The 21,360-nt window shown below is 47.7% G+C and carries 21 protein-coding genes; 9 read left to right on the top strand and 12 right to left on the bottom strand.

Annotated elements, in window-relative coordinates; genetic code table 11:
* Positions 1–11 precede the first annotated feature (11 nt).
* From J4N39_RS13170 to tldD, 8 genes are read left to right on the top strand one after another with little or no spacing between them, the layout of a single operon-like run.
* Positions 12–1,055, top strand: coding sequence for a rod shape-determining protein (locus J4N39_RS13170; RefSeq protein ID WP_252020229.1), 1,044 nt, complete (start codon positions 12–14; stop codon positions 1,053–1,055).
* A gap of 16 nt (positions 1,056–1,071) precedes the next feature.
* Entirely contained in the window at positions 1,072–1,935 is an 864-nt protein-coding gene (gene mreC / locus J4N39_RS13165; protein ID WP_503063683.1) for a rod shape-determining protein MreC, read from the top strand.
* Positions 1,925–2,413 carry a rod shape-determining protein MreD gene (gene mreD / locus J4N39_RS13160; protein WP_252020227.1) on the top strand — a complete coding sequence of 163 codons (489 nt, stop codon included), beginning with the start codon at positions 1,925–1,927 and terminating at the stop codon, positions 2,411–2,413. The genes mreC and mreD overlap by 11 nt, the downstream gene beginning before the upstream one ends.
* 19 nt (positions 2,414–2,432) lie before the next feature.
* Positions 2,433–3,002, top strand: a complete 570-nt coding sequence (locus J4N39_RS13155) for a Maf family protein (RefSeq protein ID WP_252020225.1) — start codon at positions 2,433–2,435, stop codon at positions 3,000–3,002.
* 12 nt (positions 3,003–3,014) lie between these two features.
* Positions 3,015–4,484 (top strand): ribonuclease G, encoded by a 1,470-nt coding sequence (gene rng, locus J4N39_RS13150; protein WP_252020223.1) that lies wholly within the window; start codon positions 3,015–3,017, stop codon positions 4,482–4,484.
* Between the two features lie 10 nt (positions 4,485–4,494).
* Positions 4,495–8,373 (top strand): YhdP family protein, encoded by a 3,879-nt coding sequence (locus tag J4N39_RS13145; protein ID WP_252020221.1) that lies wholly within the window; start codon positions 4,495–4,497, stop codon positions 8,371–8,373.
* A 10-nt stretch (positions 8,374–8,383) separates the two neighbouring features.
* Complete coding sequence (locus tag J4N39_RS13140; protein WP_252020219.1) at positions 8,384–9,199, top strand: carbon-nitrogen hydrolase family protein; 816 nt, start codon at positions 8,384–8,386, stop codon at positions 9,197–9,199.
* Positions 9,200–9,211: 12 nt separating this feature from the next.
* Positions 9,212–10,657 carry a metalloprotease TldD gene (gene tldD, locus J4N39_RS13135; RefSeq protein ID WP_252020217.1) on the top strand — a complete coding sequence of 482 codons (1,446 nt, stop codon included), beginning with the start codon at positions 9,212–9,214 and terminating at the stop codon, positions 10,655–10,657.
* Positions 10,658–10,805: 148 nt separating this feature from the next.
* Here the strand turns inward: tldD and yjgA are convergent, their stop codons facing one another.
* Positions 10,806–11,336, bottom strand: coding sequence for a ribosome biogenesis factor YjgA (gene yjgA, locus J4N39_RS13130; RefSeq protein WP_252020215.1), 531 nt, complete (start codon positions 11,334–11,336; stop codon positions 10,806–10,808).
* Between the two features lie 131 nt (positions 11,337–11,467).
* Between yjgA and pmbA the strand changes: the two genes are divergently transcribed.
* Positions 11,468–12,811, top strand: coding sequence for a metalloprotease PmbA (gene pmbA / locus J4N39_RS13125; RefSeq protein ID WP_252023758.1), 1,344 nt, complete (start codon positions 11,468–11,470; stop codon positions 12,809–12,811).
* 270 nt (positions 12,812–13,081) lie between these two features.
* On the opposite strand, the gene mgtE is transcribed toward pmbA, so the two are convergent.
* The 11 genes from mgtE to kdsD all read right to left on the bottom strand — a co-directional run bounded on the left by mgtE (position 13,082) and on the right by kdsD (position 21,358).
* A complete protein-coding gene (gene mgtE / locus J4N39_RS13120) occupies positions 13,082–14,440 on the bottom strand; it encodes a magnesium transporter (RefSeq protein WP_252020213.1) in 1,359 nt (452 codons plus the stop codon).
* Between the two features lie 109 nt (positions 14,441–14,549).
* Positions 14,550–14,825 (bottom strand): HPr family phosphocarrier protein, encoded by a 276-nt coding sequence (locus tag J4N39_RS13115; RefSeq protein ID WP_252020211.1) that lies wholly within the window; start codon positions 14,823–14,825, stop codon positions 14,550–14,552.
* 14 nt (positions 14,826–14,839) lie between these two features.
* A complete protein-coding gene (rapZ, locus tag J4N39_RS13110; RefSeq protein ID WP_252023756.1) occupies positions 14,840–15,706 on the bottom strand; it encodes an RNase adapter RapZ in 867 nt (288 codons plus the stop codon).
* A gap of 41 nt (positions 15,707–15,747) precedes the next feature.
* Positions 15,748–16,191 carry a PTS IIA-like nitrogen regulatory protein PtsN gene (ptsN, locus tag J4N39_RS13105; RefSeq protein WP_252020209.1) on the bottom strand — a complete coding sequence of 148 codons (444 nt, stop codon included), beginning with the start codon at positions 16,189–16,191 and terminating at the stop codon, positions 15,748–15,750.
* 2 nt (positions 16,192–16,193) lie between these two features.
* Positions 16,194–16,481, bottom strand: coding sequence for a ribosome hibernation promoting factor (gene hpf, locus J4N39_RS13100; protein WP_252020207.1), 288 nt, complete (start codon positions 16,479–16,481; stop codon positions 16,194–16,196).
* A gap of 23 nt (positions 16,482–16,504) precedes the next feature.
* Positions 16,505–17,983, bottom strand: coding sequence for an RNA polymerase factor sigma-54 (locus J4N39_RS13095; protein WP_252020205.1), 1,479 nt, complete (start codon positions 17,981–17,983; stop codon positions 16,505–16,507).
* 83 nt (positions 17,984–18,066) lie between these two features.
* Positions 18,067–18,792, bottom strand: a complete 726-nt coding sequence (gene lptB, locus J4N39_RS13090; protein WP_252020203.1) for an LPS export ABC transporter ATP-binding protein — start codon at positions 18,790–18,792, stop codon at positions 18,067–18,069.
* A gap of 2 nt (positions 18,793–18,794) precedes the next feature.
* Positions 18,795–19,295 (bottom strand): lipopolysaccharide transport periplasmic protein LptA, encoded by a 501-nt coding sequence (lptA, locus tag J4N39_RS13085; protein WP_252020201.1) that lies wholly within the window; start codon positions 19,293–19,295, stop codon positions 18,795–18,797.
* Positions 19,276–19,839 (bottom strand): LPS export ABC transporter periplasmic protein LptC, encoded by a 564-nt coding sequence (lptC, locus tag J4N39_RS13080; RefSeq protein WP_252020198.1) that lies wholly within the window; start codon positions 19,837–19,839, stop codon positions 19,276–19,278. The genes lptA and lptC overlap by 20 nt, the downstream gene beginning before the upstream one ends.
* Positions 19,836–20,393, bottom strand: coding sequence for a 3-deoxy-manno-octulosonate-8-phosphatase KdsC (gene kdsC / locus J4N39_RS13075; RefSeq protein ID WP_252020196.1), 558 nt, complete (start codon positions 20,391–20,393; stop codon positions 19,836–19,838). Before kdsC ends, lptC begins: the two co-directional genes overlap by 4 nt.
* Positions 20,393–21,358, bottom strand: coding sequence for an arabinose-5-phosphate isomerase KdsD (gene kdsD / locus J4N39_RS13070; RefSeq protein WP_252020194.1), 966 nt, complete (start codon positions 21,356–21,358; stop codon positions 20,393–20,395). The genes kdsC and kdsD overlap by 1 nt, the downstream gene beginning before the upstream one ends.
* Positions 21,359–21,360 lie beyond the last annotated feature (2 nt).

The raw sequence follows: 21,360 nt of genomic DNA, 5'->3' as shown, positions 1-21,360 counted from the left end.
GAACGAAGAATATGTTTAAAAAACTTCGTGGCATGTTTTCAAACGACCTATCAATCGATTTAGGTACAGCCAACACTCTTATTTATGTCAAAGGTCAAGGGATTGTTCTTGACGAACCTTCAGTAGTTGCTATCCGTCAAGACCGTGCGGGTTCTGCGAAAAGTGTCGCAGCCGTAGGTCATGAAGCGAAGCAGATGCTTGGCCGTACGCCAGGTAACATCTCGGCAATTCGTCCAATGAAAGATGGCGTTATCGCAGATTTCTACGTGACTGAAAAAATGCTTCAGCACTTTATCAAGCAAGTTCACGATAACAGCGTACTTAAGCCAAGCCCACGCGTGCTGGTATGTGTGCCATGTGGTTCTACTCAAGTAGAGCGTCGTGCGATTCGTGAATCGGCACTGGGTGCGGGTGCTCGTGAGGTTTACCTTATTGACGAACCAATGGCGGCAGCAATTGGTGCTGGCCTTCGCGTGTCTGAAGCAACGGGTTCTATGGTTGTGGATATCGGTGGTGGTACTACCGAAGTTGCAGTTATCTCACTCAATGGTGTGGTTTACTCATCTTCAGTGCGTATCGGTGGTGACCGTTTTGATGAAGCGATCATTAACTACGTTCGTCGTAACTACGGCAGTTTGATCGGTGAAGCAACGGCTGAGAAGATCAAACACGAAATTGGTTCTGCATACCCAGCAGACGAAGTCACTGAAATTGAAGTGCGCGGCCGCAACCTAGCGGAAGGTGTGCCACGCAGCTTTACCCTAAACTCAAACGAAATCCTAGAAGCGCTGCAAGAGCCGCTAACAGGTATCGTTTCTGCTGTGATGGTTGCACTAGAGCAATGTCCACCAGAGCTGGCATCTGATATTTCAGAAAACGGTATGGTGCTCACTGGTGGTGGCGCACTACTTAAAGAGTTGGATCGCCTTCTTACCGAAGAAACGGGTATCCCAGTGGTTGTCGCTGAAGAACCACTAACTTGTGTGGCTCGTGGCGGCGGTAAAGCCCTTGAAATGGTCGACATGCACGGCGGCGATCTGTTCTCAGAAGACTAAGGTCAGCTAGCGCGCGATGAAGCCAATATTTGGTAGGGGACCATCCCTACAACTGCGACTCTTTTTCGCCTTGGTACTATCAGCCAGTCTTATGCTGGCTGATAGTCGTTTAGACACGTTTGCAAATGCCCGCTATTTCCTCAATAGCTTGGTTGCGCCAGTACAATATCTTGCCAACCTTCCTCGAACCATGTTCGATGGCTTTTACGAGCGATTTAATACCCGCGAAACCCTATTAACCTCGAATCAAGCCTTGAAGCGTGAAGTGCTGCGTTTGAAGAGTGATACTTTGCTGCTTGATCAATATCGAGAAGAAAACCAACGCCTAAGAAAATTGCTTGGCTCGCCTTTTATTCGAGATGAAAAGAAGGTAGTGACTGAGGTAATGGCGGTGGACTCGTCGCCTTATCGTCATCAGGTGGTGATCGATAAAGGCATGATCGATGGTGTCTATGAGGGCCAGCCAGTGCTTAATGAAAAAGGCATTGTTGGTCAGGTAACCTTTGTTGCTGCTCACAACAGTCGCGTGTTGCTCATCACTGATGTGACTAGCTCGATCCCAGTTCAAGTAGTAAGAAACGACATTCGTATTATTGCTTCGGGTAATGGCAGTATTGACCGCATCCAACTTGAGCATATCCCAACCAGTACCGATATTATTGAGGGTGACTTTTTGGTGACCTCAGGTCTTGGGGGGCGCTATCCAGAAGGGTATCCGGTCGCTTACGTTTCAGAAGTGGTCAATGATGATCGCCGCGAGTTCGCATCGATTAAAGCCGAGCCTGTGGTCGATTTTGATCGCCTCCGTTATTTGCTGTTGGTATGGCCAACAGAGGCTGCGAAAACACAATTTGGTCAAGGAGCATTAGATGGCGAATAGTGCCTTTCGTGGCCGCTTAGTCATTTGGGCGACGTTTCTGGTCGCTCTGGTATTTCAAGCGATCCCTTGGCCGGGGATGCTGGAAACCTTCCGCCCCGCATGGTTGGTGTTGGTGGTCTTTTACTGGGTATTAGCCTTACCTCATCGAGTCAATGTGGGTACCGCATTAGTGCTTGGTTTGCTTTGGGATCTACTTATCGGCTCGACGCTTGGCGTTCGAGGCATGATGATGTCGATCGTTGTCTATTTGGTTGCGCTAAACTTTCTAGTATTGCGCAATATGGCACTGTGGCAGCAAGCGATCATTATCGGCTTACTGACAGGTCTTGCTGAGATTTTAGAATTCTTTGGCGAATACCTGACTCAAGACGTCCTGTTTAATCCGCAGGTGCTGTGGGCGACAGTAGTAAACTGCGTGTTGTGGCCGTGGATGTTCTTGTTATTACGTCGAGTGAGACGTCTTTGGCATATTCGCTAACTAATTAAGGACAATCGCAATGGCTTGGTTATTATTGGCTTCAGGCTCCCCAAGACGAAGAGAGCTGCTTGAACAGTTAGGCTATTCATTTGAAGTGCTGTCACCAGATATCGAAGAGGTTCGTCAAACAGGCGAATCTCCAAGCGATTATGTACAGCGCTTGTCATTACAAAAAGCCCAAGCAGGTTTTGAACTCGCCCAAGATCCCTTAGTTACTGTGATTGGCTCAGACACTGTTGTCGTTGCACAAGGCGAAGTGCTAGAAAAACCTCTCGATGAGGCGCATTTTGAATTGATGATGCAAAAACTCTCAGGTGCGCAGCATTCAGTAATGACGGCGGTGAGCGTGGTTAATGGTCAACAAGCTCAAACCATCATGGTAGAAACGAAAGTCTGGTTTAGAGCCCTCTCTCAACAGGACATCACTGGCTATTGGCAATCTGGAGAGCCTCAAGATAAAGCTGGTGGGTATGGCATTCAGGGTATTGGCGGACGTTTTGTCGCTCGTATTGAAGGCAGTTACCACGCTGTGGTGGGACTGCCCCTCATGGAAACCGACCAACTATTACAACAATTTTCCCAAGAATAATAGAGGCACATCATGAGTGCAGAGTTGTTAATAAACGTCACTCCGAGTGAAACTCGGGTGGCGATGATCGTGGGCGGTGCGTTACAGGAAGTCCATATTGAGCGTGAATCTAAGCGCGGTATCGTAGGCAATATTTACAAAGGCAAAGTGAGTCGAGTGCTGCCAGGCATGCAGGCGGCTTTTGTCGATATTGGTTTAGATAAAGCGGCATTTTTGCACGCATCCGACATCGTTCCTCACACGGAATGTGTGGCGGAAAATGAAAAAAAACAGTTTCAAGTTCGTGATATTTCCGAGCTTGTTCGTCAAGGTCAAGATATTGTGGTTCAAGTGGTGAAAGACCCACTCGGTACAAAAGGCGCACGTCTTACCACGGATATTACTCTTCCTTCTCGCTATTTGGTATTTATGCCTGGTGCTAGCCATGTTGGTGTATCACAACGCATTGAAAATGAATCTGAACGCGACCGATTAAAGCGTGTCGTCGCAGATTATTGCGATGAAAATGGCGGCTTTATTATCCGTACCGCAGCAGAAGGTGCTAAGGATAATGAGCTGGCTCAAGACGCCGCATTCCTGAAACGCTTGTGGTCAAAAGTGATGGAGCGTCGAGCCAAATATAAAACTCGCTCAACTCTATATGGCGAAGTGGGCCTTGCGCAGCGTATTCTTCGTGATTTTGTTGGCACCGAGTTGGATCGCATTCAAGTCGACTCTCGTCTGGTGTACGAAAACCTCCTAGAGTTTACGTCTGAGTTTGTTCCAGAGCTGACGCAGAAACTGGAGCTGTATGAAGGCGACAAGCCAATCTTCGACATGTATGACACCGAAAACGAGATCCAACGTGCGCTGGAGCGTAAAGTTGAGCTGAAGTCGGGCGGTTATCTGATCATAGACCAAACCGAGGCTATGACCACCGTCGACATCAATACAGGTGCGTTTGTGGGGCGTCGTAACCTAGAAGAAACCATCTTCAATACCAACGTGGAGGCAACCCAAGCCATAGCAAGGCAACTGCGTCTGCGCAATCTAGGTGGCATCATCATTATCGATTTCATCGACATGTTGTCTGATGAGCATCGCAAACGCGTATTGTCATCTCTCGAAATGGCACTGTCGAACGACCGAGTCAAAACCAACATCAATGGCTTCACTCAATTGGGTCTAGTTGAGATGACTCGTAAAAGAACGCGAGAAAGTATTGAACATGTACTCTGTTCTGAGTGTCCAACCTGTGAAGGGCGTGGTCAAGTGAAGACGGTTGAATCGGTTTGCTACGAAGTCTTGCGTGAAGTAACGCGCGTCAACCGAGCGTACGATGCCGATAACTTCGTGGTTTATGCTTCACCTGCAGTGGCCGATGCTTTAGAAGGGGATGAGTCTCATGCACTTGCGGAGCTCAAAGTCTTTATAGGCAAGGAAGTCAGGATTCAGCCTGAACCACTGTATGTGCAAGAACAGTTTGATGTCGTGATGATGTAATGGAGTCAGTGTGACCTCATGGAAAACTCGCTTTTTGCGAGCGATAATGGCGTGTGTTTTATTAGTAATGGTGACCCTTGCGGTCGCCATTACTGCTTTGCGCATTACCTTACCTAAGCTAAATCAATACCAATCTGAGATAGAGCAGTGGGTTAACAGTACCACTGGCATGACCTTTCAGATTGAAGATGTAAGTGGTTACTGGCGCAACACCCATCCATTTGTGGCGCTGCATGGACTGGATGCACAATTTCCCGGTCAAGACCCAATTAAAATCTCTTTGCAGACGGTGGAAGTTGAGTTCGACTTATTTCAGAGCATTTTCAACCTCTCTCCAACCGTATCTACCTTGTACATTAATGGCTTGGAGCTGGATATCAGCGATGTAGGTTGGCGAAAAAATGCCGATAACAAACCTACAGTCGCAGAGCCAACTAAGGCTCAGCCATTGCAAGATGTTAGACAACTGCTGCTCTATCAGTTGGCGGATTTCTCACTCAAACAGTCCAAAGTGACTTACCAAACCTTTAATGGTGAGGTGAAAGCCATCGATATTGAGCGCCTGAAATGGCGTAACAGTGGACACCACCACCAAGGTGAAGGGGTGATCAGTGCTTCTGACGACCCTACCAATCGATTGGCGGTCCAAGGCTCCTTTTTTACCAATAAAGAGTTTGATTTAACCAAGCTGACTGGCGACTTCTTTGCTTCTGCGGATAATCTGCAAATTAAGCAGTGGCTACCTGCGGATGTGCAAAAGCAAACCGGTATAACCAATGCTCAACTGAGTTTTCGCTCTTGGGTTACTCTAAAGCAAGGTAAAGCGGAAGATGCATTCATCGAAGTATTGCCATCAGAGCTTGGTTGGCAGAATGAAGATAAGCACTTACTTACCTTGGAGCGAGGTAGCGTGCTGCTAGAGCTCGCAGACCAAGGCTGGCAGATAAACGCTCACAACTTCCAACTGCGTACCGATGATACGCCTTGGCCAACCCTTGACTGGGTATTTAACTGGCAACCTGAGCAGTGGACACTCAATGTCTCACAACTCGATATATCTACTATTGTGCCGATCACTCGAGTCGTGCCACAGATAGACGGGCTCGCTCGCTGGTTGCAAGAGGTAGAAATCGGTGGTCAGGTGGAAGATATACGCGCTTCCGCCACCCGAGATTTTTCTGACCTAAAATATTCTGCGCAGCTTTCTCAAGGGGAGATGCAACAGTGGTACCTACTGCCAGAAGTACACAAGCTGAGTGCTCAGATATCTGGGGATGCGGGGCAGCTAAGGGTACAAGCAGATTTGGTGGATGATGTCTTGCCATACGGCGAGGTCTTCCAAGCACCGCTCAATATTAAACAGGGTCATACTGACTTAGTGTTTGAGTTTGAAGAGTCTTCCTGGTCTATATGGTCACCTAAGGTGACGGCGGCGACACCTGATTTGCAAGTTATCGGCGCATTCAAGCTCGACTTTCCGAAAGAACGCTCGCCATTTTTGTCCTTTTACGCTGAGGCGGACCTGTTTAACGCAGCAGAAACTTGGCGATACTTACCGACGTTGGCACTGGGGCAGGGGTTGACGGACTATCTATCGACTGCGATTCAAGGAGGCCAAGTCGATACAGCAAAATTGCTGTGGTTTGGTGAGCTTGGGAATTTCCCATACGATCAACATAACGGTATTTTCCAAGCCGACGTTCCGCTTAAAAATAGCCGGTTTAGCTTCGATACTTCTTGGCCAACCATTACCGAGCTGCAACTGGATTTGTTGTTTGAAAATGCAGCTATGTATTTGGATTCACGCAGTGCTCAGCTCGTTGACGTTAAAGCCAAACGGATCACAGGACGCATTCCTTTCTTGGGGCCAGATGGACACATAGAAATTGAAGCAAAAGCGGCCGCCGAAGGTACCGCTGTACGTGATTACATGATGGCGACACCTTTGATTGATTCTGTGGGGGCCGCACTAACCGCAGTAGAAGTTCACGGCAATGTAGAATCTGAGTTCCAGCTATTTATTCCGTTTAGTGGTAAAGATTCACGAGCTTGGGGCTGGGCAGATTTGAACAATAACCAAGTTCATGTGCAAACACCGCCGATTAAACTCGAGCAAGCCTCAGGTCGTATCGAATTTGATGATGATGTGGTGAGTGCAAGCAAACTCAGTGCACATTTGCTTGATCAGCCTGTTGACTTGTCATTTAAAGGCGAAACCCAAGATGGCAATTATGCCGTGAATATCGATACGTCTGGTGATTGGCAAGTGAAGCCTTTGTCACCTTATGTTGGGGAAAGTTGGTTAACGCGTTTGGATGGTCATGCGCCTTGGAACATGGGGATTGACCTCCAGCTTACTGATGTCGGGTTTAGCTACCAAATTGATGTGAATGCGGATATTGCTCAAGTCGAAAGTCACTACCCAAGCCCATTGAAAAAGGCTTTGGGCGCAAAAGGTAAAGCCAGCTTGCAAGCCTCAGGTAATCAAGAAATGGTCTCTGCACGCCTGCAACTACCAGATGTAAAGTATCAAGCAGAAATCGATTTGCAAACCGAGATGCCGGAGTTAGTTGCTACCAATTTGATTGTTGGCAAAGGTGCGTTTCGTTTGCCGCCGATAGTCGGGCATAGTGCTACTATTCGACATCGAGCTTTCAATCTTGACGATTGGATAGCGCTATTCGTCACACCGAAAGGCAGTGATAGCAGCACGACTCAAGAGCTTGATGTACCTGCACTTCCTCTACCAACACGCATTGATTTATCAACGCCACAACTCACCATTGCTGGGTTAGAGTGGCACGACGTTGAGTTCCAAGCGCGTAAAAAGAATCTTGGCTGGCGGTTGTCACTCAACAGTGCGGAAGCAAAAGGTGAAGCGACTTATCTAGCCCCCTATGACTTATCGGTGGTGTTTGATCGCCTGCAAATCTATGTACCCGCATTGGAAGATGAGCAAGTATCGCTCAACCCGATTGAAGCGGCAGTAAATGAGGTTGATGAGACTGTTGCGGAAAAAATATCCGATCTCGATAAGAGCCTTCATCAAGCATTACCGAACCTAACTTTGGCCATCCATGATTTTTGGTTCCAAGGCTATAAGGTGGGTAAGGTGAATGTTGATTTTCAGCGCAGTGACGACAAACTCGAATGGCGACAAGTATCACTTCGCAGTGGTAGCAACAAGTTTGATGGCAGTGGCTGGTGGCGACTCGATGGTGACACAAGTGAGTCTCACTTTGAGTTCCAGATGTCGGGTGATAACAACAGTGACCTGATGGAGCGCTTTGGTATTAGCTCTGGTGTGCAGCAAGCGCCATTTGATATGAGTTCTAGCATGAACTGGCAAGGCTCCCCGTGGAACCCACAGGTCGATACATTAAACGGTTCTATGAAATCTGAGCTTGGGCCAGGGGTGATTTCCGATGTGAGTGGTGCGGCGCGCCTGTTGGGACTGTTTAGCCTTGATTCCATCATTCGCAAAATGCAGCTCGATTTCACTGGCGTATTTGATAAAGGCATGGCGTTTAACAAGATCTCAGGCACGGCGACCGTGAGTGGCGGTGTAGTAGTGACCAATGACATTGAAATGGATGCTGTCGCCGGCAATATGTTGATCCGAGGGCTTGCTGACCTGAATACACGTCAAGTTGATGCTGAAGTGGAGTTTACTCCGGATTTGACCTCAGGGATCCCGATTCTATCGGCGTTTGCTGTCGCACCACAGACCGCCATTTATGTGTTTGCGGTGACAACAGTATTGTCTCCAGTGATCGATGTGATTACTCAGGTGCGTTACCAAGTGAAAGGGCCGTTGGAAAACCCTCAAGTGACCGAGTTGTCACGAAGCAAAGGAAAGTATCAGGTCCCTGAACAGGAACAAAAATAAGGAGAGCACTATGCCAAGGATTGGGCTTATCCAAATGACATCCAGCGCCGATGCTGATGAGAATTTGGCGTTTATCGCCGAGCAAGCACAGCAGCTTGCGGCTAAGGGATGTGACTTGATATGCACACCTGAAAATGCCGTTCTGTATGCTGACAGAGTGAAATATTGGCATCACGCAGAGCCGATAAACCAAGGGAAAGTGCAATCCTATTTCTCTGAGCTCGCTAAGACGCTCGGCTGTTATCTGCATTTAGGGAGCTTCCCCATCCAGCAGCCACAAGGCGTTTCCACCTCGAGTTTGGTGTGGAATGATAAGGGTGACTTAGTCGCCGATTATGCGAAATTGCACTTATTTGATGTGGATGTCAGTGATAATCAAGGGCGATATCGTGAGTCAGATAGCTTTGTTGCGGGGAATGACACATCGCTGTTAGACACGCCTTTTGCTACACTAGGGCTAAGTATCTGTTACGACCTTAGATTTCCTGAGCTATATCAAAACCTTGCTAGGCAAGGGGCGAACCTGATAATTATCCCGGCTGCGTTTACAAAGGTCACAGGCCAAGCCCATTGGCAAGTATTGCTGCAAGCAAGAGCCATTGAAACCCAATCTTGGGTGGTGGCTATCGGCCAAACGGGGATACATTCTTGTGGACGAGAAACCTGGGGCCATTCGATGGTGATATCTCCTTGGGGGGAGGTCACACTAGACCTAGGTGGTGAACTTAATAGTGATTGGGTCGATATTGACCTCTCGCAGGTATCTAAAGTCAGACAAAAAATGCCGCTACAAAACCACGCACGTTTTGGCAGCGCACTAAAATAAAGAGCAAAATCAATGACGATTAATCAAGTAGAACAAGAGCTGTTGGGCCGCTCTGGCCTTACCGACAAAGACTTAAACGAAGTATTAGGCACGATTGTAACCCGTGATGTGGATTACGCTGATTTGTACTTCCAGTCTAGTTGGCACGAGTCATTGGTTTTGGAAGACTCCATCATTAAAGATGGTTCGTTCAACATCGACCGCGGTGTCGGTGTGCGTGCCATTAGTGGTGAGAAAACAGGTTTTGCTTATTCAGACCAAATTGACACCCTTAGCCTTAAGCAAAGTGCGGTCGCAGCACGTGGTATTGCTCGCCAAGGACAAAGCGGCCAAGTAAAAGCCTTTGCTCGCACCAGCAACCAAAACATTTATCAGTCAGTGAATCCGCTTGAAAGCTTAGAGAAACAGCAAAAAATCGAGCTTTTACAATCGCTTGATGCGTACATTCGAACCAAAGAACCTTTGATTGAAGAAGTATCAGTTAGCCTAAGCGGCGTTTACGAGCAGATGCTGGTGGCTGCGACCGATGGTACTTACGCTGGCGATGTTCGTCCGCTGGTTCGCCTATCCATCAGTGTTCTTGCCAAGCGTGGCGAGCGTCGAGAGCGCGGCAGCGCAGGTGGCGGCGGTCGTTATGGTTATGATTTCTTCCTTGGTAGTGAAGATGGTCAGCAACGTGCGTTCCACATGGCCGATGAAGCGATTCGTATGGCGTTGGTGAACTTAGATGCAGAAGCGGCTCCAGCAGGTGCTATGCCTGTTGTACTCGGCTCTGGTTGGCCGGGTGTACTGCTTCACGAAGCGGTCGGTCATGGTTTGGAAGGGGACTTTAACCGTAAAGGTTCGTCAGTGTTTAGCGGTAAAATAGGCGAACAGGTGACTTCTCCGCTGTGTACTATCGTTGATGATGGGACGCTGAAAGACTTGCGTGGCTCGCTAAATATTGATGATGAGGGTGTAGAAGGTAGCTACAACACTTTGATCGAAAACGGTGTGCTGAAAGGCTACATGCAAGATAAACATAACGCCTCTTTGATGGGCGTTGCACCTACGGGTAATGGTCGTCGTGAGTCCTATGCTCATTTGCCAATGCCTCGCATGACCAATACTTACATGCTTCCAGGTGAGCATAGCCAAGAAGAGATCATCTCAACAGTGAAGAAAGGCATCTATGCACCGAACTTTGGTGGTGGTCAGGTAGATATCACTTCAGGCAAGTTCGTATTCTCCACCTCAGAAGCGTACCTCATCGAAGATGGCAAGATCACTCGTCCAGTAAAAGGGGCGACTCTAGTCGGTTCAGGTATCGAAGCGATGCAGCAGGTCTCTATGGTAGGTAATGACCTTGGCATTGACCGAGGGGTAGGTGTGTGTGGCAAAGCAGGACAAAGCGTACCTGTCGGCGTCGGACAGCCAACGTTGAAGCTAGACAGTATTACTGTTGGTGGGACGGAATAAACGATAAAAAAGCTGCCTTGGGCAGCTTTTTTGGTTAAAGGGGGTAAGGGTACGCTATCGCTAAGGGCTGAAGGGAAGAGCTGGGTAGCGAAAGGTTGAAACTAATGCCAACAAATTCAGCATGCTAAACCCTTAAACCCTTAAACCCTTAAACATCAGCCTCTTCATGTAGCTCTTTCAGTACTTGAAAGATTTCACGAAATGCTTTTGGTGGTTTGTTGCTGCCTTGCTCTTTTTTCGCTTGGCGGGCCAGTTGGCGTAGACGTTGGCGATCAGCTTGTGGGAAGCGCTCCAAGACGTCTGCAATCGCTGCATCACCTTCAGCGACAACACGATCACGCAGTTGCTCTAGCTTGTGTAGCTCAGCGGTCGCTTGCGAGTGCTTGTTGCGGACTTTATCTAGTGCCGCTTGGATTGGCTCTGGATCGCGGGTGCGCATGAGTTTGCCAATATATTGCAGTTGACGACGCTTAGCTTCGTTTTTAAAGCGTTGCGCATCGGCAATAGCCGCACGCATGTCATCATCAAGCGGGAATTTGTCTAACGCAGAAGGTTTAAGTTCTACTAGCTGTTCACCCAGTTTCTGTAGATCTTCCATGTCATTCTTCATTTCGGTCTTACTTACCCAAATGATTTCTTCTTCCTCTTCCCAAGGAGCTTTTTGGTTTTTACGTGCCATTGGTTGCTTGCCTGTTTGGTTCTGTCACTCAGATTATCGGCTATTTTAGCAAGAATTATGGGGTGATGGCGAAAACCTTGTTATCCTAGTGAAATATTAGTGAAAAAATGACTGAGAACGAAGACCGAACTATGGACGTAAAACAGCAGATTGCCAATCAGCGTAAAGAGCTGGAAAGTGTGGTTGCTAAGGCACTTGAGCTCGCAACGGGAACGGCAGATGCGGCAGAAGTCGCCATCACCAAGAGCACGGGTATCAGCGTTTCAACTCGTATGGAAGAAGTAGAAAACGTTGAATTTAATAGCGATGGCGCACTGGGGATCACTGTTTATCGTGGTCAACGCAAAGGCAGTGCATCAACTTCGGACTTAAGCGAGAATGCGATTCGCCAGACCGTGTTAGCGGCGCTCGATATTGCTAATTATACCTCGGAAGATCCGTTTGCAGGTCCTGCTCCAAAAGAGTTGATGGTCAAAGAGATCCCAGACTTGGATCTGTTCCACCCTGACGAGCCAGAGCCAGATCGCGCCGCTGAAATTGCTATCGCAGCTGAGCATGCAGCACTGAACTACAGCGATAAAATCAAACAAAGTGATGGTGCGAGCTACGACAGCCATTATGGCGTTAAGGTATACGGTAACTCTCACGGTCTTATCGCAAGCTTCCCTTCTAGTCGTCATAGCATAAGTTGTTGTGTGATTGGTGAAGGTGAAGATGGTGGCATGGAGCGTGATTACAGCTACACAGTTGCTCGTCGAGCTCAAGATCTTTGGACACCAGAAAAAGTCGGTTTGATGGCGGCGAAGAAAACTGCAGATCGACTTGATGCGGCACGTATCTCAACAGCGCAAGTCCCTGTGATGTTTGTAGCTGATGTCGCAACTGGATTGATTGGTCACTTAGTGATGGCGATCAGTGGTGGTAATCTTTACCGTAAGTCTTCGTTCTTACTTGATAAATTGGGTGAGCAGATTCTTCCTTCTTGGTTCAATATTCAAGAGCGCCCTCATTTATTGCGTGGCCTAGCATCTAGCCCGTTTGATAACGAAGGCGTTGAGACGAAAGATTGCCAAATCATTACCGATGGTGTGCTTTCCACTTATCTACTGACCAGCTATGCGGCGCGCAAAATGAAGATGACGCCAACAGGTCACGCTGGTGGCATCCACAACTGGTTTGTTGAAAGTACCGGTCAAGATTTTGATGGCATGCTAAAAACCATGGGCACTGGTCTGCTAGTCACAGAGCTGATGGGGCAGGGCGTGAATACTGTCACCGGTGACTACTCACGCGGCGCTGCGGGCTTCTGGGTTGAGAATGGTGAGATTAAGTTCCCAGTATCGGAAGTAACCATTGCTGGTAACCTGAAAGATATGTTTAACCAGATCGTTGCCGTAGGCAGTGATGTTGAAACCCGTTCACAGATCCAGACAGGCTCGATTTTGATTGAGTCGATGAAGGTTGCTGGGGAATAAGAAAAACAAAGCAATTGGAAAAACAAAGCTATTGATGGTTGAGCCACTGGATGAAAGTTCAGTGGCTTTGTTTTTTCGGGGAAAGGGTAAACGGACGCTGGTCGCTAACGGGAAAGGGTAGAGCCAAGAGCTAAAAAAGCATTTAGACTAATAATCTAAAACTTGATGTGAGAAGCTTTCCCGCTTCCCGCTTCCCGCTTCCCGCTTCCCGCTTCCCGCTTCCCGCTTCCCGCTTCCCGCTTCCCGCTTCCCGCTTCCCGCTTCCCGTCTTTATCCTAGTGCAATCGTCGCCAGCCCTAAGAACACCATCAAACCTACCACATCCGTGACGGTTGTCAGCGCCATGCCGCCAGCCAGTGCCGGGTCAATGTTCATGCGTTTTAGTAGGATAGGGATAGATACCCCTGCAACGCCGGCAACAAATAAGTTAGTCATCATAGCCGCTGAAATGATGCCACCTAGCATCCAATTGTCTTTCCACACTACAACGATACCGCCGATGATCAGCGCCCACAGCATGCCGTTGAGAAACCCGATCGCCGCTTCTTTGAGGAGCAATTCTCGTTGGTTACTGTCACCGATGTGACCAAGGGCTAAGCCACGGATCACCAAGGCAACGGTTTGGTTGCCTGCAACGCCACCCATTGAAGGTACGATAGTCATAAGGACGGCAATCGCTGCCATTTGCTCAAGTGTCGCTTCAAACATGTTGGAAACGGAAGCTGCAGCGAGTGCGGCAAGCACGTTAGCACCGAGCCAAATACTGCGCTTTCGAGCCGATTTTAGCACTGGAGCAAAGGTATCTTCTTCGTCATCCAAGCCCGCCATACTCATCATTGAGTGTTCGGCATCTTCTCGAATAACGTCAACTACGTCATCGATGGTAATTCGACCAACGAGGCGGTTTTCTTCATCCACGACAGGGGCTGAGACCCAGTTACGACGCTCAAACAGGCTAGCGACGTCACTATCATTGGTGTTGACGCTGATCGCTTCGTCAGGGTCTTCCATGATGTCTTTAATCGCCACATCAGGTTGAGAAGTAAGCAGGGTGGTTAGGTGTAAATAGCCTTGGAGTTGGCTTTCTTCATTGACCACGTATAGAGCATCTGTCGCTTCTGGCAGTTCACCTTTCATGCGCAAGTAGCGTAACACCACATCGACATCGACATCACTACGGATAGTGATTACGTCGGTATTCATCAAGCTGCCGGCGGTATCTTCTTGGTACGATAGAGCAGTCTCAACCCGTTGACGGTCGGCGATGTCCATCTGTGAAAGTACTTGTTGAGAAAGATCTTCAGGCAAACTACGCAGTACGTAGGCCATATCATCGGTCTCAAGACCTTCAGTGGCTTCTGCAAGCTTTTCTGCGCCCATCTTGGCGACTAGGTTATCTTTTACATCCTCGGACAGTTCGTCGAGGATTTCACCGTAATCTTCAGGATCGGTGAGTTGCCACAATACATCACGGCTTTTACGAGGCGAAGCCTCAAGTAGGTGGGCGATATCTTCTGGCTCAAGATCTTGTAACATGCGGCGAACATGAACGAAACGGCCGCTATCGAGCGCATCACTGACTTCTTGTAGGGTTTGATGAGTTTGGTCTATGTCCAACTGCTCAGCCATGATCTCCCCCTAGAGTATTGAAAAATTTATTGAATAGTATCCTAATTCTACAACAATACCAGCGATGTTTGCTGGCATTGTTTTAAGATAACCTTTTGATGTGACGAATTTATTCTTCTTCGTCGAAGCGATGTTCAATAAGCTCACAAACTGCGGTGAGTGCTTCGTCTGCTTGCGGGCCTTCGGCGCTAATGGTGACGTGTTGCCCTTGTGAAGACTCTAACATCAGCAGTCCCATGACGCTGTCAGCTCCTGCTTGTTTTTCTTCGTTGCTGACGGTGATCTCTGCTTCAAAGCTTTGCGCAAGCTCGACCAGTTTCACCGCAGCTCGGGCATGTAAGCCCAATCGGTTTTGAATCAGAACGGTTTTACTGCATTGCGCCATAAGGGCTCCTAACTCTATTTTTTGTGGTTCTTTTCTAGGCTGGCGTGACGGATCTGCACTTGGTGTCCTTGCCCGTCAAAGTATTCTCCCAGTTGCTGAGCAATATAAACACTGCGGTGCTTGCCTCCCGTACAACCTATTGCGACGGTTAAGTAGCTACGATTATTTTTCTCAAGCAGGGGTAACCAGTTTTCGATGAAGGTTTGAATTTGCTGTTTTAGTTCACCAACTTCCTGATGAGATTGTAAAAAGCTTTTAATTGGAGCATCGAGTCCGGTGAGTGGTCGTAGGTTCGGGTCCCAATGAGGGTTGGGAAGGAAGCGTACATCAAATACATAGTCTGCATTACTCGGCATGCCGTATTTAAAACCAAAAGACTCAAAGATCATCACCAGCTGTTTGGTTTCACGCCCTTCAATTCGTCGTCTGACCATTTCACTTAAATCATGCAGTGATTGGTCGGTGCTGTCGATGATGAGATCCGCCTGAGACTTTAATCCTAGTAGTAGCGATTTCTCTTTTTCTATCGCTTGTTCGAGCGTCAGCTGCTGCTCACTATTGAGTGATAACGGGTGGATACGGCGAGTTTCGCTATAGCGTTTGATCAAAGCATTCTGGGACGCATCTAAAAAGAGTACATTGACGTCGGCATGCTGTTTGAGGGTTTCAAGCGCTTGGGTAACCAGTTTAGGCTGCTGAGGTAGGTTGCGAATATCAATGCTTACTGCAACGTTCTGTTCGCTGGCTTTAACGCTATTGACGAAAGAAGGCAGAAGATCCACAGGTAAGTTATCGACACAGTAGTAACCCAAATCTTCTAAGACTCGAAGCGCCACACTTTTTCCTGCGCCTGACTGCCCACTGATTACAATCAAACGCAATTTTTGCGATGCCATGATGTGTTCCCTTTCCTAAATAGGCACTATTGGGTAATGATCTCGTAAAGCTCTTGGTCAGAGTGAGCGTTACGCAGTTGTTTGAGAGTCTGTTTGTCGTTGAGGCGTTCCGCCATGGCTGACAAGGTCTTTAGATGTGTTTTGCACTGAGCATCAGGGACGAGCAGGGCAAAAAGCAGATCGACGGGGCGATTGTCGATGGAGTCAAATTCAATTGGGTCTTGGCATTGAATTAACACGGCAACGGCTTGCTCTGAATCCATCATACGACCGTGGGGGATGGCAATTCCGTTTCCAATGCCTGTACTGCCCATTTTCTCTCGGTTGAGCATACACTCAAACAGTGCCGTTTGATTGAGTCCTGCGTGCTCAGCCGCAACTTCACTGATGATTTCTAGAGCTCGTTTTTTACTAGTGCACTGGACTGCACTTTTGGTGCAGTCCAGTGAGAGTACTTCGCTTAATTGCATGATTAATGGCTACTTAGCTTTTCTTTATGCTTGTTCAATTGGCGAACTAATTTGTCAACGAGTGAGTCGACAGCAGCATACATATTTTCGTCCGTGGACGCTGCGTGAATTTCGCCTTGATTAACGTGGAGTGTAGCTTCGGCTATTTGATCGAGTTTTTCAACTTTTAATACCACTTGAACGGTGTTGATATGGTCAAAGAAGCGTTCAAGCTTTTGGAATTTGGTGTGTACATAGTCTTGCATGGAATCGGTTAGATCGACGTGGTGTCCTTGGATGTTAACTTGCATAGACTTTCCTTCTTTCTAGGCCTTTATAGTAGGCGTTTACGCTGACTTGACGGCGCAATGCCCAGAGACTCTCGATATTTTGCAATAGTACGGCGTGCAACTTGAATCCCTTGGTCAGCTAGCAGGGTGGCAATCTTGCTATCACTGAGTGGTTTGGCACTGTTTTCGGCAGCGACCAATTTTTTTATCAGAGCTCGAATTGCCGTTGATGAACACTCTCCGCCATTGTCAGTACTGACGTGGCTGGAGAAGAAATATTTCAACTCAAAAATACCGCGTGGTGTATGCATGAATTTCTGTGTCGTGACACGAGAAATGGTCGATTCATGCATGTCGACAGCAAGTGCTATGTCGTTTAACACCATCGGTTTCATCGCTTCTTCACCATACTCGAAGAAATCATGTTGATGTTCAACTATACAACGAGCAACTTTGAGCAGCGTCTCGTTTCTGCTCTCTAAACTTTTTATCAGCCATTTGGCTTCTTGAAGATTGGAACGAATAAATTGGCTATCAGCACTATTTCCTTTACCCAATGAAGCGTAGTGTTGGTTTACTTTCAACTTAGGCACACTATCTGGGTTGATGGTTACTTTCCATTGACCATGATCTTTGAACACGGAAACATCTGGAATGACATACTCAGTTTCTTCTGCGGTAACACTGCTGCCTGGTCTAGGGTCTAGCTGTTGGATCAGTTGAAGCACTTCACGCAGTTGAGGCTCTTTGAGTTTTGTCTCTTTGATAATTAATTTATAGTCTCGATTTCCCAGTTGCTCAATGTGGTTTTCGAGCAGAGATTTCGCTTCTGTGAGCCAAGGAGTATCTTCAGGGAAGGTAGCCAGTTGAAGCAGTAGGCACTCTTGTAGATTACGCGAGCCAACACCCAGTGGGTCGAATTGCTGAATTCGTTTCAGAACGGCTTCTACTTCATCCTGCTCAACTTCATCAAGGCCGAGGCTATCTAAAATATCTTCTGCGCTGATAGTGAGGTAACCGTAGTCGTCAATAGCATCGATGATCGCTAAGGCAATAGTACGGTCAGTTTCGGTAAATGGGGTTAGGTCAAGTTGCCACAGTAGGTAGTCATGCAAGCTCTGGGTCGTTTCCCCTTGATACACGGGCATATCGTCATCTAGAGCGATGCCGGTATTGCCAGTATTGGCGCTGTAGACATCTTCCCAGGTCGTATCCATTTCTAGGTCGGAGCCAATTTCAGACTTTTCAATCATGTCTGAGCTATCTGGTGCATCAGGCTCTGCCGTGGCAGTCTCTTCAGGCGCTTCTTTTTCAGCGTTTGCTGTTTCTTTCGCTGCCTCTGAGTTGGCCTCGGCGTTTTCTTCAAAGCCTTCTTCCACGTCGAGCAGTGGATTGGACTCCAGAGCTTCTTGAATTTCTTGTTGAAGATCCAACGTGGAAAGCTGCAGCAAGCGAATCGCTTGTTGCAGTTGCGGCGTCATCGCCAGCTGTTGACCTAGCTTGAGCTGAAGTGATGGTTTCATGGAGTCCTTTTTATCGTTTTTACTTCTATCTGGTTTGGCTTATCTGCCATGACCATGATGCTACCAACTGTTTCTCTATTTAATCATAGTCGGAATTGTTCACCCAGATAAACTCGTTTTACCTGTTCGTTATTGAGAACTTCTTCCGGCGTGCCTTCGGCGATTAAGTGCCCTTGGCTAACGATGTAAGCTCGTTCACATACATCGAGTGTTTCACGGACGTTGTGGTCGGTGATCAATACTCCTAAACCACGGTCTCGCAAGTGCTGGATGATTTTTTTGATGTCGATGACTGAGATTGGGTCGACACCGGCAAAAGGTTCATCAAGTAAGATAAACTTTGGGTTGGCAGCCAATGCCCGGGCGATTTCGACTCGGCGGCGTTCACCACCGGACAGGGCCATCCCTGCGCTTTTGCGGATGTGTTGGATATGAAATTCATCCAACAGATCTTCTAACTTGTCCTGACGTTCTTCACGGGTCAGGTCGGCGCGAGTTTCTAAAACTGCCATGATGTTATCTTCTACTGATAACTTGCGAAAAATCGATGCTTCTTGCGGCAGGTAACCGATCCCTAGTCGTGAACGGCTGTGCATTGGCAAGATACTGATGTCGTTATCATCAATAGTAATCGTGCCTTCATCTCGTGCCACTAGCCCGACAATCATGTAAAAAGAGGTCGTTTTACCCGCACCATTAGGCCCGAGCAAGCCGACGATTTGTCCAGAATTCACTTCCAAGCTGACGTCACAAACGACTTTGCGCTTCTTGTAGCTTTTGGCCAGATTCTTTGCTTTCAATAACGCCATAATTATTTAGGTTCGCTCGGAGCTGCTGGTTGCAATATGGTTGACACGGGTTGGCCTTCTTTACCATCCGCCATTAGCTGCTGCGACGCAATTTGGTAACGGATAGAGGTACCTTTAATCAAGCTTTCATCTTGAGCGAGCTCGGCATCACCATTCATGGTCAATAAGTCTTGTGCCACCATGTATTTCAGTACATTGGCTTTGCCACTCAAGGTTTTACCTTCATCGGTTAACTGAGTGAAAGTGGTCGGTTTGCCATAAGCCTCAAGGACTTCTACCGAGTCATCCTCACTATTACGCAAAACGATCAACTTATCTGCTTTAATGTTGATACTGCCTTGTTTCAGTGTCACATCACCTTCGAACGTCACTCGGTTACTTTTCATATCGAGTGACTGGCTATTCGAGTTTATGTAGATCGGCTGCTCAGTATCATTGCTTAGTGCCCAGCTGCTGGTGGAAAGAAGCAGGCACCCGATCAAGCTAAGGAGCTTTAATTTCATATCGGCCTTGTACTTGTTCAAACAGAGTTGCGTCATTGCGGTCGAAGTTGCCTCGCATCGCATTCCCCGTGGTCGTAAATTGTGGGCCAAACAGTTTGACGGGCTGGTTGGCATAGAAATCTTTATTTTCCAGCTGGATAACAAGTGATTCGGTATTCATAGTATCAAAGGCTGCTTCCGGTAACAGGTTTTTTATTGTTACCTTACCTGTGAGGTGCAATTTGTACTCTTTGTCGAGCACACCTCGGTCAGCACTAATGGTCCATTCCACCTGTTGACCTTCGCGAAATACATCCAGCCTCAAACTTTCAAAGATGGTATCGCCATTTTTGGCGTAATGGTCGAGGTACTTGGAGCGAATTTCGAAGTTTCTTAATCCCGCTTGGTTGTAGCTGGTGTTAACCAGGTTACGCCCGGAAAACATAGGCAACTCGGTATCAGGCTTAACTTGCATGGTTTGCGTGTTGTCGTAGCCGTATAGGTAGTACAGCGACCAACAACTGGCAAATAGCAAGATTAAGTAGATAGGACGAGGCATGTTCATATGCTCAAGCCTTTATGAGCATCGAGCTCGCCTCTTGCTTCCAGAATCAAGTCACACACTTCGCGCACCGCACCGTGTCCGCCACAAATTTGGGTAACAAAGTTAGCACGTTTTGCCAATAAAGGGTGACCATCGGCGACACAAACTTTCAGTGCGACTTTTTCCATCACTGGCCAGTCAATCAGATCATCGCCGATGTAACCCGTTTGCTCAGGTGCTACATTGAGTTTGGAACAGATGTCTTGATAGGCCTTCACTTTGTCATCTTGGCCTTGGTAAATCAGCTTGATGCCTAAAGCACGCATGCGATTTTCAACGATTTGAGATTTTCGGCCAGTGATGATAGCGATCTCAATACCAGCAGACATTAAACATTTAATGCCGTAACCGTCACGGGTATGGAAAGTCTTTAGCTCTTCGCCTTGATTACCCATGTAGATAAGGCCATCAGAAAATACGCCGTCCACATCGCAAATCAGTAATTTGATCTGCTTAGCAATCTCAAAAGTGGCTTTGTTTACCGGGCCATAGAGTGTTTCTACCATCTCACTCATTACATCACTCCTGCTTTGAGTAGGTGGTGGATATTGAGCGCACCAACTAAGCGATTATTTTCGCTCAACAGCAAGCTGGTAATGCTTTTCTCTTGCATCATATTGACCGCTTCTACTGCCAGCATGTTTGGTGAAGCCATAGTAGGGTTTTGGGTCATCACATCACCGATCTTGGTTGTGTGAATGTCAATACGCTTGTCGAGCAAGCGGCGCAAGTCGCCATCGGTAAAGATGCCAAGTACTTGATCGTCGCTATCAACCACAGCAGTCATACCTAGGCCTTTTTGGGATATTTCCAATAGAGCGTCACGAATTAGCGCCTCTGGTGCTACTTTTGGCAGCGCATCGTCAGTTTGCATAATATCGCTAAGTTTAAGAAGCAGTTTTCTACCCAGAGCGCCACCTGGATGCGATAGAGCGAAATCGTCAGCTGAGAAGCCACGCGCTTGAAGCAAACTTACTGCCAGTGCATCACCCATCACTAAGGTTGCTGTAGTGCTGGAGGTTGGCGCAAGACCGAGTGGGCAAGCTTCTTGTGGCACAGCGATGCACAGGTGAATATCGGCAAGCTTAGCCATAGTAGAAGAGGGTTTACCTGTCATCGCAATAACTTTGATGCCGCGGCGCTTTAACACTGGATAGATGCTAAGAATTTCCGACGACTCACCAGAGTTGGAGATGGCAATCACTACATCATGTTCTTCTGCCATGCCTAGATCACCGTGACTGGCTTCCCCTGGATGGACAAAGAACGAGGAGGTTCCTGTGCTGGCTAGGCTTGCTGCGATTTTCTTGCCGATATGGCCCGACTTACCCATGCCCATGACCACCACTTTTCCACTCGATGCCATGATCATTTCACAGGCAGCTTGAAAGCTTTGGTCTACGTATTGTGGCAGTTGCTGTAAGCCTTCGACTTCGATTTCGATGACTCGCTTGGCCGCTTGGCAAAAATCAAATGACATAT

Origin of the sequence: Vibrio sp. SCSIO 43136 (genome assembly GCF_023716565.1) — a bacterium.
Taxonomy (GTDB): domain Bacteria; phylum Pseudomonadota; class Gammaproteobacteria; order Enterobacterales; family Vibrionaceae; genus Vibrio.
This window is presented reverse-complemented; position numbering and strand designations above follow the sequence as displayed.